General features: G+C 73.9%; 13 protein-coding genes. 4 read left to right on the plus strand and 9 right to left on the minus strand.

Going from position 1 to position 12,543, the window contains the following annotated elements:
* Positions 1 to 40: 40 nt before the first annotated feature.
* Positions 41 to 874, plus strand: coding sequence for an NmrA family NAD(P)-binding protein (locus tag QOL16_RS00295; RefSeq protein ID WP_071285793.1), 834 nt, complete (start codon positions 41 to 43; stop codon positions 872 to 874).
* A 233-nt stretch (positions 875 to 1,107) separates the two neighbouring features.
* On the opposite strand, the gene QOL16_RS00300 is transcribed toward QOL16_RS00295, so the two are convergent.
* From QOL16_RS00300 to QOL16_RS00315, 4 genes are all read right to left on the minus strand, one after another.
* Positions 1,108 to 2,385, minus strand: a complete 1,278-nt coding sequence (locus tag QOL16_RS00300) for a CynX/NimT family MFS transporter (protein WP_071285791.1) — start codon at positions 2,383 to 2,385, stop codon at positions 1,108 to 1,110.
* Positions 2,382 to 3,056, minus strand: coding sequence for an HAD hydrolase-like protein (locus tag QOL16_RS00305; RefSeq protein ID WP_071285789.1), 675 nt, complete (start codon positions 3,054 to 3,056; stop codon positions 2,382 to 2,384). Before QOL16_RS00305 ends, QOL16_RS00300 begins: the two co-directional genes overlap by 4 nt.
* A 131-nt stretch (positions 3,057 to 3,187) precedes the next feature.
* The gene (nucS, locus tag QOL16_RS00310) at positions 3,188 to 3,883 is read right to left on the minus strand and encodes an endonuclease NucS (protein WP_071248274.1); all 696 of its coding nucleotides are present in this window, start codon (positions 3,881 to 3,883) and stop codon (positions 3,188 to 3,190) included.
* A 9-nt stretch (positions 3,884 to 3,892) separates the two neighbouring features.
* Positions 3,893 to 5,212, minus strand: coding sequence for an MFS transporter (locus tag QOL16_RS00315; protein ID WP_083395198.1), 1,320 nt, complete (start codon positions 5,210 to 5,212; stop codon positions 3,893 to 3,895).
* Positions 5,213 to 5,307: 95 nt separating this feature from the next.
* Here QOL16_RS00315 and QOL16_RS00320 point away from each other — a divergent pair, with 95 nt between their 5' ends.
* Entirely contained in the window at positions 5,308 to 6,486 is a 1,179-nt protein-coding gene (locus tag QOL16_RS00320) for a substrate-binding domain-containing protein (RefSeq protein ID WP_083395197.1), read from the plus strand.
* 40 nt (positions 6,487 to 6,526) lie between these two features.
* Here QOL16_RS00320 and QOL16_RS00325 read toward each other — a convergent pair whose 3' ends face one another.
* Both QOL16_RS00325 and QOL16_RS00330 read right to left on the minus strand, forming a co-directional pair.
* Entirely contained in the window at positions 6,527 to 7,747 is a 1,221-nt protein-coding gene (locus QOL16_RS00325; RefSeq protein ID WP_071285786.1) for a lipopolysaccharide biosynthesis protein, read from the minus strand.
* Positions 7,744 to 9,054, minus strand: coding sequence for an MATE family efflux transporter (locus QOL16_RS00330; protein ID WP_071285783.1), 1,311 nt, complete (start codon positions 9,052 to 9,054; stop codon positions 7,744 to 7,746). Before QOL16_RS00330 ends, QOL16_RS00325 begins: the two co-directional genes overlap by 4 nt.
* Before the next feature lie 55 nt (positions 9,055 to 9,109).
* Here QOL16_RS00330 and QOL16_RS00335 point away from each other — a divergent pair, with 55 nt between their 5' ends.
* Positions 9,110 to 9,772 carry a GAP family protein gene (locus tag QOL16_RS00335; RefSeq protein ID WP_071285780.1) on the plus strand — a complete coding sequence of 221 codons (663 nt, stop codon included), beginning with the start codon at positions 9,110 to 9,112 and terminating at the stop codon, positions 9,770 to 9,772.
* Between the two features lie 214 nt (positions 9,773 to 9,986).
* Positions 9,987 to 10,625, plus strand: coding sequence for a hypothetical protein (locus tag QOL16_RS00340; protein WP_217637651.1), 639 nt, complete (start codon positions 9,987 to 9,989; stop codon positions 10,623 to 10,625).
* A 153-nt stretch (positions 10,626 to 10,778) separates the two neighbouring features.
* On the opposite strand, the gene arr is transcribed toward QOL16_RS00340, so the two are convergent.
* The 3 genes from arr to QOL16_RS00355 all read right to left on the minus strand — a co-directional run bounded on the left by arr (position 10,779) and on the right by QOL16_RS00355 (position 12,512).
* The gene (arr, locus tag QOL16_RS00345; protein WP_083230294.1) at positions 10,779 to 11,201 is read right to left on the minus strand and encodes an NAD(+)--rifampin ADP-ribosyltransferase; all 423 of its coding nucleotides are present in this window, start codon (positions 11,199 to 11,201) and stop codon (positions 10,779 to 10,781) included.
* A gap of 723 nt (positions 11,202 to 11,924) precedes the next feature.
* A complete protein-coding gene (locus tag QOL16_RS00350) occupies positions 11,925 to 12,140 on the minus strand; it encodes a hypothetical protein (RefSeq protein ID WP_071248282.1) in 216 nt (71 codons plus the stop codon).
* Positions 12,141 to 12,227: 87 nt separating this feature from the next.
* The gene (locus QOL16_RS00355) at positions 12,228 to 12,512 is read right to left on the minus strand and encodes a putative quinol monooxygenase (protein WP_065963257.1); all 285 of its coding nucleotides are present in this window, start codon (positions 12,510 to 12,512) and stop codon (positions 12,228 to 12,230) included.
* Positions 12,513 to 12,543 lie beyond the last annotated feature (31 nt).

A 12,543-nucleotide genomic window follows, 5' to 3' on the forward strand; every position in this document is an offset into this window, starting at 1 on the left:
ACCCGACCACCACCGCACCACACGACCGACGGGACCGACCATGACCATCGCCATCACCGGCGCGACCGGCAACATCGGCGGCGCCGTCGCCCGCGCGCTCGCCGCAGCCGGCACGCCCTTCCGGATGCTCGTGCGCGACCCCGCCCGCGCACCGGAGCTGCCCGGGACCGAGGTCGCCGTCGCGTCGTTCGCCGACGTCGACGCGAGCCGGGCCGCCCTCGAGGGCGTCGACCTGCTGCTCATGGTCTCCGGCGCCGAGGCCGAGGACCGCCTCGCCCAGCACCGCGCCTTCGTCGGGGCCGCGGCGACCGCGGGCGTCCGGCACGTCGTGTACACGTCGTTCGTCGGGGCCGCGCCCGACGCGACCTTCACCCTCGGGCGCGATCACTGGGCGACCGAGGAGGCGATCCGCGCGACCTCGATGGCGCACACGTTCCTGCGGGACTCGTTCTACCTCGACTTCGTCGAGGACCTGGTCGGCGAGGACGGCGTGATCCGCGGTCCGGCTGCGGACGGTGCGATGGCCGCGGTCGCCCGGGCGGACGTCGCACGGGTCGCCACCGAGGTGCTGCTGCACCCGTCGGCGCACCTCGACCGCACGTACGAGCTGACCGGGCCGGCGGCGATCACCCTCGCGCAGGCGGCGGCGATCGTCGCCGAGGTGCGCGGGCGCGAGGTCTCGTACCGCCCGGAGACGCTCGAGGAGGCCTACGCCTCCCGGGCGCGGTGGGAACCGGCGCCGTGGCAGGCGGACGCGTGGGTGAGCACGTACACGGCGATCGCCGAGGGCGCGCTCGCCCGGGTGTCGGGCGACGTCGAGCGGGTGACCGGGCGGCGGCCGATGACCCTGCGCGAGGTGCTGGCCGCAGGCTGACGCGGCGTGGGGGACGCGCGCGGGGTCGCCGCGCGTCCGCCGCCGGGCCGGGCACCATGGATTGAGCAGAAGACGTCGGGTGGCGGGCCCCGACCCGACAGTTGCTGCTCCATCGGCGGACGGGAGGCGCGGGGTGCGTCCGGCAGGCCGGGTGCGGCCCGCGACGGGGCGGCCGGGAGGCGCGGGGTGCGTCCGGCAGGCCAGGTGCGGTGCAGGGGCGGTCGCGTCGGGCGTCAGGGCACCCGGCGGGCGGCCAGGGTCCCCGCGACGCCGAGCATCAGCACCGACGCGAGCACGACGAGCAGCGGCACCGTCCAGTCCCCGGTCGCCCCGTGCAGGGACCCGGCGACGAGCGGTCCCGCGGAGCCGATCAGGTACCCGCCGCCCTGCACGAACGCCGACATCCGGCGGGCGTCGTCGCCGCTCGTGACGATCCGCACGATGATGATGAACACGACCGTGATCCCACCGCCCTGGGCCGCCCCGCCGAGTACCGACCAGAGCAGCCACAGCTGCGGGGCGAACAGCAGCCCGAGCGGCATCGCGAGCCACAGGAACGCGACGAGGGCGATGATCGCCCGCGGCCGCCACCGGGACGCGAGCACCGGGACGCCGAGCGCACCGACGACCGCGAGGATCTGGAACACCGACGAGCTCGCGCCGGAGGACTCCGCCGAGAACCCGATCTCGTCGTGCAGCAGCGTCGGGATCCACGCCGTGAGCGCGTAGTACGAGAACGCCTGGCCACCGAAGGCCAGCGTGAGTCCCCACGTGATGAGCCGTCGGGCCGGCCGCACCGGCTCGGGCGTCGTCGTCCGCGGGGCCCGGGCGTCGACCGTGTGCACGCTCCCCGTGTCGGTCGTGACGGTCGAGAGCAGCTCGACCGGACCGGTCTCGACGACCGGCTCGACCCGCTCCGGACGGCGCCACGCGGCGCGCGGTCCGACGGCGAACGACCACGCGACGCCGGCGACGAGCGCGAACCCGGCCCACACCGCGATCGCGACCGGCCAGCCCCACACGGCGGCGATCGGGGCGGTGCCGAGCGACGTCGTCATCGACCCGACGTTGAGCGCGGACGTGTACACCCCGGTGACCAGGCCCACGCGTTCCGGCGAGGTGTCCCGTCGGATCACGACCGGGACCACGACGTTGCCGATCGTGATGCCGATGCCGATCACCGCGGTGCCGACGAGCAGCGCCGTCGCCGAGGGCACCGAGCGCAGTACCGTGCCGACGAGCACGATGACGAGCGACAGCGAGACCGCCCGCTCCGGGTCGGCCTTGGCGATGAGCCAGCTCGCGAACGGCGTCGCGAGCGAGAAGCACAGCACCGGGATCGTCGTCAGCAGCCCCGCGACCGTCGCGGTCAGGCCGAGGTCGAGGCGGATCTCCCCGATCACGGGCGCGGGCGCGACGATCGGCCCGCGGAAGTTCAGGGCGATGAGGACGATCGCGGCCGGCAGCACCCAGGCGGCCCCCTGCACCCCTCGACGGACGGCGGTGGTCATCGCGGTGCTCGGTCGTCCGGCAGCAGGATCGGCAGCAGGTCGAGCGGCGTCGCGGCCTGCGCGACGGTGCCGGTGGCCTCCTCCGGGGCGCCGTAGCCCCACGCGGCGAACACGACCGGGACGCCGTGCACCTGCGCGCCCTCGACGTCGTGCATCCGGTCGCCGACGAGCACCGGACGGCTGACGTCGTCGCCGCGGGCGGCCAGGCGGCGGAGGGCCTCCTCGACGACGTCGGCCTTGGCACTGCGCACCTCGTCGTCGCTCGCGCCGGTCACGACGTCGATCCAGGGGAGCAGGCCGTAGTGGTCGAGGATGAGCGTCGCCGGCGTCTCGGGCTTGCTCGTCGCGGTCGAGATCGGCAGACCGGCCTCGTGCAGGGTGCGGAGGACGACGTCGACGTCCGGGAACATCGCGGAGTCGAGCGCACCGTGCGACAGGTAGTGCTCGCGGTACACGGCCAGCGTGTGGTCCGCCTGCTCCTCGTCCATGCCCATGGCGATGCGGAAGGTGTCCATGATCGGCGGTCCGACGAAGGACATCAGCGTCGCGGTGTCCGGGACGGGCACGCCGACCGTGCGGAAGGTGTGCGTCATGCTCTCGAGGATCCCCGGAGCGGAGTCGCTGATGGTGCCGTCGAGGTCGAACAGGATGGCGGTGTACGGGCGCGTCATGTCCTGCCCACCCTAGTCGCGGCGGTGGACGCGACCCGGAGCCGGGCCGCAGGGCGCGGTCGGAGCCGCGCCGCGCCTCCCGTCCGACCCGGTCGTGGAGGTGACGTGCGCCCCTGCGCGGCGCGCGTCGCTCAGAACAGGCGGGTGTGCCCGCCCTCGATGCCGCGCATCGCGTCGTAGTCGAGCACCAGGACGCGGATGCCGCGGTCCTCGGCGAGGGTGCGGGCCTGCGGCGCGACGGTCTGCGCGGCGAGCACGCCCTGGACCGGCCGCAGGTGCGGGTCGCGGTTCATCAGCTCGAGGTAGCGCGTGAGCTGCTCGACGGCGTCGATGTTGGCGTTGCGCTTCATCTCGACCGCGACGCTCGCACCGGCGTCGTCCCGCGCCAGGATGTCGACCGGGCCGATCGCGGTCATGTACTCGCGGCGGACCAGGGTGTGCCCCTCGCCGAGGAGCTCGATCTGCTCGGCCAGGAGCTGCTGCAGGTGCGCCTCGACCCCGTCCTTGACCAGGCCCGGGTCGACCCCGAGGTCGTGGGTCTCGTCGGCGACGACCTCGTACAGGCTCACGATGAGCTGGTCCTGCGTCTTCTTCTGCGTGACGGTCCAGACCTGCGTGATGCCGGCCTCGGCCTGCTCCGCGGAGGGCTCGCCCATCTCGATCGAGCACGGCGGGCTCATCCAGTTGAGCGGCTTGTAGCTGCCGCCGTCGGAGTGCACGAGCAGGGAGCCGTCGGCCTTCAGCATGAGCAGCCGGGTCGCGAGCGGCAGGTGGGCCGAGAGGCGTCCGGCGTAGTCGACGGAGCAGCGGGCGATGACGAGACGCACCCGGTGATCCTAACGGGGGTCGCGCGTCGCGCTCTCCTGCTGCTCGGTCTGGAGGCGCGGCTCGCCCCCGGCGGTGCCCGTCCGGTCCGTCGGCTGGTCCCGCCCGGCACGGCGCTGCCGCATCGTCTCGGCCGCCGCGCCCGTCTCGCGCGCGGCACCCGAGGCCAGCCCCGCGGCGATGATGAACACGAACACCACGAGCAGGGCGCCGAGCAGGCCGACGTGCTCGCCCAGGAAGCCGATCAGCGGCGGGCCCGCGAGGAACGCCACGTACCCGATGGTGGCGACGGCGCTGACCTTGAGCGCGGCCGACCGGGGATCGTCCGCCGCGGCCGACATGCCCATCGGGAAGCCGAGGCTCGCGCCGAGGCCCCAGAGCACGACGCCGACGATCGCGATCGGGATGACGTCGACGAAGATGAGGAGCCCGAGCCCGACCACCGCGACGACGGCGCTGACCCGCAGCACCGGGACGCGGCCGAACCGGTCGATGAGCGGGCTGCCGGCGACGCGGCCGACGGTCATCGCGGCGAGGAACACCGTGAGCACCCCGGCGCCGGCGGCGTTGTCGAGCCCGTGTCCGTCGATCATCGCGAGCGGGAGCCAGTCGTTGGCGGAGCCCTCGGCCAGCGCCATGCCGAGCACGATCACGCCGATGAGCAGCGTGGACGGCTGCGTCCAGACCTGGCGACGGGTGAGCTGCGTCGGGACGGGGCTCGTGTCGGTGGCCTCGTGCTCCGTGAACCGGTGCTCGTCGCCGAAGCGCGACGCCGCGGCGAGCAGGACGAGGGCGACGACCACGCCGAGCACGGCGAAGTGCAGCACGACCGGGACCGCGAACCGTTCGGCGAGGGCGCCGAGGCCCGCACCGGCGAGGGTGCCGACGCTGAACGCGGCGTGGAACAGCGGCATGATGGTGCGCCCGCCGGCCTTCTCGGCCGCGGCCCCGGACACGTTCATCGAGACGTCGCAGAGCCCGTTGCCGAACCCGAAGGCGACCAGGGCGACCCAGATCGCCGCGAAGCCCCAGCCCGCGGTGACCGCGACGCCCGCGAGGACGACCCCGACGGCCAGGCAGACGGCCGCCACCTGGACGCCGCGCCTGGCGCCGACCTTGGCGACGACGTGCCCGGCGAACGTCAGGCCGCCGATCGAGCCGACCGCCATGCCGAGCACGAGCAGGCCCATCTCGAACGTCGACGCCCCGAGCGAGTCCCGCACGCTCGGGATGCGTCCGAGCCAGGTCGCGATCGCGAGCCCGGACACCGTGAAGGCCGCGAACACGGCGACGATCCAGGTCCGGGTCGTCGGGGCGGCGGTGGTCGTCATGGGTGGTTCCGATCGTGCTCGAACAGGCTCGGCGGCCTGCGTGTCGCGGCTGGTCGAATCGATTCGACCACGTTCGGTGGCTACGCTAACGGGCGATGGACGAACCGGCAACAGGAACCGGCGCGTCGCGACCGCCGCTGGCCCGCGGGCGCGACCGCGGTCTCGGCGACCCGGAGCGTCGGGCCGTGCGCCCGACCCTGGCCGCGGTGGCACGTGCCGCCGGGGTGGCGCCGTCCACCGCCTCGCTCGCGTTCAGCGGCGCCGGGCCGGTGTCCGAGGACGCCAAGGCCCGGGTGCTGGCCGCCGCTGCCGAGCTCGGCTACGGCGGACCCGACCCCCGGGCGCGTTCGCTCCGCCGCGGTCGCTCCGGCGTGCTCGGCGTCGTGATGGACGAACGGCTCAGCGACGCCTTCCGCGACCCGGTCAACGTCCTGACGCTGGACGGCATCGCGGCCGTCGCCGGTGAGGCCGGAGCGTCCCTCCTGCTCGTCCGCAGCCCGCTCGACGACGACCGCGGGACCGGGCCGATCGTCGACGCCCCGATGGACGCGGTCGTCCTGGTCGGGTGCAACGTGCGGATCGACCCGGCGGTCGCCGTGCTCCGGCGGCGGCAGATCCCCGTCGTCGCCATCGAGGCGGACGAGATCGAGGGTGCCGTCCCGATCCACCTGGACAACCGCGACGCCTCCCGCCGGGCCGCCGCGTACCTCCGGGACCTCGGGCACACGGCCGTGACCGTCGTCACCCTGCCGCTCGACGCCGCACGCCGTCGCGGCCCGGTCGACGCCGCGCGCGAGGCGGCCGGCGTCGCCCACACGACGCTCGAGCGGCTGCGCGGGGTCCGCGAGGTCTACCCGGACGCTCCCGCCCTCGAGGCCGCCGGGAGCGCGGTCGAGGAGGGCCGCATCGCGGGGGAGTCCCTGTTCGCCGCCGGTGCCGCGGCCCCGACCGCGGTCGTGGCGCAGAGCGACCTGCTCGCCGTCGGGGTGGTCTCGGCCGCGCTCGACGCCGGGCTCCGCGTGCCCGAGGACGTCAGCGTCGTGGGCTTCGACGGCATCACGGTCGACGACAGCCTGCTGCACCGCTCACCGATCCGGCAGCTGACCACCCTGGTGCAGCCGTTCGAGCAGAAGGGGCGGGCCGCTGCGCGTGCGGCGCTCGCGATGCTCGAGGGCGAGGAACCGCGTCCGGCGGCCTTCACCTCGGAGCTGCGCATCGGCGACACCACGGGGCCGGTTCGCTCCGGCTCGACGCCGCTCGACGCGGCACCCTGACCGGGTCGGGTGCGCCGGTGACCCGGGACCGGTCCCAGGGTCAGCCCCGCCGCAGTCCGAGCGCGACCACCGCGACCAGGTTCACGGCGCTCCCCACGAGGAACCCCGTCGTCCCGCCGGCGACCCCGACCGCCGGCGCGAGCACCACCATGAGCACCGCACCGACGACGAAGCCCGCGACCGAGGCGAGTGCGACCTGCCGCGACCGACCAGCAGCGAGCAGGAGCGCCGCGGGCACGAGCCCCACCGTGAACACCCACACGCCGACCATCAGGTACCGCAGGTCCGCGACGGCGGCCGCACCCTCGGCGGGGTAGACCAGCGGCAGGAACCACCCGGCGAGCAGCGCGACGAGCCCGAACACCACCGCGGTCGCGGCGGCGAACCCGCCCACGAGCGTCAGGGCCCCGCGCGACCGGAGCGAGCCGCCGTCGGTGCGGTGCGCGAACGCGGGGACGAGCACCTGCCCGAGGGCCTGGCCGAGCATCGACGCCGGCGTCGCCAGGGTGAAGGCCGCGGCGTACACCCCGGCCTCCCGCGCGGACGACGACACCTGCGCCGAGATCATCGTCAGCTGCAGCAGGCCGTTCGACGTGACGACCGCGAGCACGTTCCACGCGGCGAACCCGAGCACCCCGGTCGTGGGCTCGACGGGCTCGGTGAAGCCGTTCCCCCGCGGCCAGCAGGCGATCGCGAACACCGTGTACCCGACGGCGAGCGGCAGCAGCACGAGCGGCTCGAGGTCGCCGACGCAGGCGAGCACGAGCAGGACGAGCGCGAGGATGCTCGTGACGGTGTCCCAGAACGCGACCCGCGGCGCGCGGCCGTAGCCCAGCTGGGCGCCGCGGGCGGTGCAGTACAGGCCGTACCCGACGACCACGGCGACCCCGCCGACGACCGCGCCGGGTCCGTTGCCCCACGCGAGGGCGACCGGCACCGTGACCGCGGCGAGCACGACGCTCGAGACCACCGTGGTCGCGCCGAGCAGCCGGTTCACTGCCGCGTCCGACCGACGGCCGCGCAGGGCGATCGCGAGGTACCGCGAGGCGGTGTTGCCGGCCGCGTTCGGCCAGAGCAGCGCAGCGAAGACGGAGAGCGACAGCAGCGCCGTCACCTGCCCGAGGGTCTCGGTGCCGAACACCCGTCCGACCACGACGGTCACGAGCAGCTTCGCGACGCCCTGCACGCCGATGCCGACCGTGGCGAGCACCGCCGACGACGCGACCCCGGGCGTCGCCGCGCGTTCCTCGGTCCCGCTCACCGCGCCATCGCCTGGTCGACCCAGCCGGCCCGGTGCGCCCGGACCCCGAGCGTCACCGCCCGGATGCCGATGTACCCGAGGGCGAACGCCGCCCAGAGCCCCGCGAGCGTCCCCCCGACCCACCAGAGCAGCGGGAGGTACACGACGAGGTTCACCCCGCCGGCGACCGCGAGGTACCGGGCGTCACCGGCGCCGATGAGCACGCCGTCGAGCACGAAGACGTAGCCGGCGATCGGCATCCCGACCGCGACGAGGACGAGCACGGTGGGGAGCGCGTCCTGCACCGCGGGGGAGTCCGAGAACACCGGGCCGAGCAGCCCGCTGACGCCTGCGGTCAGGAGCCCGAGCAGCACGCCGCCCGCGATCCCGAGCAGCACCAGGCGCCGCGTGACGAGCCGGACCCGGTCGGGGTCCCGCGCGCCGAGGCCGTGCCCGACGAGTGCCTGCCCGGCGATCGCCAGCGCGTCGAGGGCGAAGGCCAGGGTCGAGAACACCGTCAGCCCGACCTGCGTCGTCGCGAGGCCCGTCGTCCCGAGGCCCGTCGCGGTCGCCACCGTCGCGAGCATCGCCACCCGCAGCGAGGCCGTGCGCAGGAACAGCCACGCGCCCGACCGCAGTGCGCGGGCGACCCCGGACGCACCGGGCCGCAGCGGTGCACCGGACGCCCGGGCGGCGCGGACCGCGATGCCGACGTAGACCGCGGCCATCGCCCACTGCACGATCACCGTGCCGGCTGCCGATCCCTCGACACCCCAGCCCGCGCCGTAGATGAGCACGGCGTCGAGCAGGCCGTTCGCCACGAACCCGACCGTCGCGACGACGAGCGGGGTCCTGGTGTCCTGCAGCCCGCGGAGCAACCCGGTCGACGCGGTCACGACGAGGATCCCGGGCAGCCCGATCAGCGACACCGTCAGGTACGCGGTCGCCGCCGCCGACACCGCGGGCGAGGCCCCGAAGAGCCCGACGAGCGGTCCGGCGAGCGGCCACCCCACGAGCGCGAGCACGACGCCCAGCACGAGGGCCAGCCACATCCCGTCGATGCCGGCGTGCACCGCGGCGCGACGGTCGCCGCCGCCGAGGGCACGGGCCACCGCGGGCGTCGTCGAGTAGGCCAGGAAGACGAGCAGCCCGGTGACCGTCGTGAGCACGGCGCTCGCGATGCCGACGGCGGCGAGGGCGGTCGCGCCGAGGTGCCCGACGAGCGCGGTGTCGGTGAGCAGGAACAGCGGCTCGACCACCAGCGCGCCGAGCGCGGGGACCGCGAGCCGGACGATGTCCCGGTCGACGGCGCGCTGTTCGGCGCGCACGGGTGACACGGGAGGAGGGGGCACCGCACCATTGTGGCGGCGGTACGCTCCGAGCGTGGACCTGACCGCCCTCGTCCCCGGCGCCGTCGGGATCGCCCTGAGCCCGCTCCCGATCGCCGCGGTCGTGTTCCTGCTCGGGCACCGTCGGGGGTACGGCGCCGCGGTCGCATGCCTTCTCGGGTGGGCCACGGCGGTCCTCCTGGCGCTCGTGGCCGCCGTGCTCGTGGGTGAGCGGCTCCCGCTCGAGACCGCCGGCGGCTCGTCCGTCCAGGCGCTCGTGGCGCTCGCCGCCGCCGTGCTGCTCGCCGGCCTCGCGGTCTGGCAGTGGGTGACCCGGCGGCTCCCGGACGGGCGGCCGTCGAGTGCCCGGTGGTCCGAGGCGGTGGAGCGGCTCGGAGCCCGACACGGCTTCGGGCTCGGGGTGCTGCTGTTCTGCAACCCGAAGGCGCTCGTCCTGGCGCTGACAGCCGGGCTCGCGTTCGGCGACGCGGAGCCGTCCCCGGTGGAGGCCGTGCTCGCCGCGACCCTGTTCGTGGCGCTCGCGGCCTCGACGGTCGCGGTGCCCGTGCTGGTTGCGGTGGTCGCCGGCCCGCGGGCCTCTCGACCGCTGGCCGCCCTGCGGACGGGCATCGAGCGGTGGGGGAGTGTGGGACTCGTCCTGGTGCTGGTCGTGCTGGCGGCGGTCCAGCTCGTGGTCGGCCTCGCCGGCCTGCCCTGACGCGCCTGACGCGCGCCCGCCGCGACGGATCGTCGCGTCCGCACCGTGGGCCGCGCGCGACGGTGGGGTGACGACGGACGGGAGGCGCGTGGCGGGGCCGCCACGCGCCTCCAGTCCGTCTCCTGGGCGCGTCAGCGCAGCGTCCCGGACGTCGTCTGCTGGCCGCATCGGGTGCGGGTGGTGTGGCTGACCAGCCCAGCGCTACGGTGCAGGCATGTCCCTCGCCCTCTCCGTCCGGATCCTGCGCCGCGCGCTGGACGGACGGGCCACGTTCCGCCGTGGCGAAGCGAGCCGACGGGCGATCGCGCTCTCTCGTTCATGGGATGAGCACTGGGCTGAGGAACCGCTCGGACATGTGCTGCGCGATGTTCACCGGGACCGGTGGGTCCGGTTCTGGAGCCTCCCGGGAGCGAAACGGTACGCCGACACCGAAGCCGAGTACGTCGAGGTCCTCCGCCGGCATTCGACGGTCCTCCGTACCCTCGCCGAGGACACACCCGTGTGGGTGATCGCCGAAGACTGGGACGGGCGCACCATCGAGAGCGGATGGACCCGCGACGCGATCCTCGGACGGTGGCCGTGGCGGCGAAGCCACGACTTCGCGGTCACGGACGAGCTGGCGGCGGTCGGCTCCTTCTACTGGGTCCGATCGTCCCCATTGCAGGACCTCGGCGGCCTGCTCCGCGACGTCGCAGATGGTGGTGCGAACGTCGTCATCGGAGGACACGACCTGTCCTGGGTCTACGCCCCCTACGACGGCGGCGCCGACGTGATCCTCCCGACGCGGGCCGAACGCGACGCCCTGGCCCGCCGCCACCGCCGGTGGAGATCAACACGACGCGACGGCCTCTGACCACCGCCGGCACCTGCAGCGCTCACGACGACGCGTCGTTCGAGTCGCCGTGGGGAGGGCTGCCATCGAGGTCGGCGCACTGCCCGGTCACCGCTGTCCGAGCGTCCGAAGCTGGTACATGCCCATGAGTCGGCAGGCAGAGGGACGTGGACGTCAGTTGATGATCTCGCCGCGTCGTTCGGGAGGGAGGCTCGTGAGGGTCTCGCGCCACCGTTGGAGGGCGTCGGGGGTGAGCCTGGTCCAGTCGGTGATCTCGTCGAGCACGCGGAGTGGCTCGGTGCTGCGGTAGGAGCGGGTCGGGTTGCCGGGGAACTTCTTGTCGGTGACGTTCGGGTCGTCTTCGTAGGCGCCGGTCGGTTCGACGCGGTAGACCCTGGGGGTGCGGCGGTCGGGTGCGAGCTCGGCGGCGAGTTCGGCTGCGAGTCCTGCGCCGTCGCGGAGTGCGGTGAAGTAGATGTGGTTCATGATCACGTCGGGTCGGTAGTTCGACCGGAACCCAGGGGAGAGCAGATCCCCGATGTGGAGGTCTGCGGTCGTGCCGTGGTAGAACGGCCCGGTTTCCTGCGCTGCGTTCACGGGCACAGCATAGGGCGGGCGGGGCGCGACCCCAGCGGGGAGCGGCGGAGCCTGATGCGGTGGTGCCTCGTCTCACCGATGTCCCGTCGGTGTTCCGGTTCGCCAGCGGCTACCGGGCGGTCAGACGGGAGACGCGTCGCCATGGACGCGGGAGGAGCGCGATGGGTGTGATGACGAGCGCGAGTCCTGTCAACGCGACGACGGTCAGCGCCCAATCGGTTTCGGGCAACGTCATGCGTTGGCCAGACGAACTCGAAAGCGTGCAGTCAGTGCCGAGCGGCCAGTACGACGGGGTCACGCTGACCCGGATGTCCTCGGGGGACGTTGCGCCGACAGCAGTCGGGTTCGTGACACAGTCAGCTCCATCGTCGCCGCCGATGAGGCGCCCCTGGGCTGCGACCACTGCACCACCCAGGAGCGTCAGACCGACGACGAGAAGAACGCCAGCCAAGAACCAGAAGAACGCCCAGCTCCGTGGAGCCAGGCGACCATCGCTTCCACCCATGACGACGAGTCGGACGCATCGGTGGCGCGGTTGCGACAGCAGTTGCCGTCCGATGACCGAACGGCAACCGGTCGGCGCGCCTTCGGTCAGCAGGACGGGCGCCGTGGTGCGAGTAGCAAGACCGATCGTCAGTTCGGTGACGGATCAGGAGTGGCGTACACCCTCTCTCGCAGCAAGCACCGATCCGTACAGGGCCACGTCAGCCCGTTCCGGGCTGATCAGCCGAGCAGGAGTCCGAAGCCGAGGATGAAGGCGAACGGCGACAGCACGAAGAGGAACACGACGAGGGCGATGACGGCGGCCGTGACCGCGGCGACGCTCGTGGTGACGAGGGAGAGGAGGCTGACGAGGCCGACCGCCCGCCGCACGTCGCCGCCGGTCGCGACGGTGGTGGTTGCCTCCTCGAGGAGGTCACGCATCGGGTCGTCGGTCATGGTGCCAGGGTACGGAGAACATGGCGTGTTCCCTGATCCCGACATGGCGCGCAGCCGCGCGGCCTCGAGCGTCCGACAGCCGATGGCTCAGTGGGCAGCTTCGGTGACCGAGTAGCGACGCTGGATGCCGGCAGTGGCTCTGCCCCACGTGCTGGACCTGACGCGCTCCTGGTGGGCGTCGAACGCGACGCGGTCGTCGAATCGTTCCTCGACCGACCACCGCAGGGGATCCTCGGTGGGAACGACCTCGAAGGCGACGCATCCCGGCTCGCTCCGCGTGAGTCGGGTGTGCTCCGGCAGGTGCTCGCGAACTCGTTGCGCTTCCTCCTCGGTCACGCACACCAGCTGGCCCCTCAGACGGATCGCTCCCATCCGCTGACCGTACGGCGTCGGAGGACGTCCC

The organism is Curtobacterium sp. MCBA15_004 (assembly GCF_001865055.2).
GTDB lineage: Bacteria > Actinomycetota > Actinomycetes > Actinomycetales > Microbacteriaceae > Curtobacterium.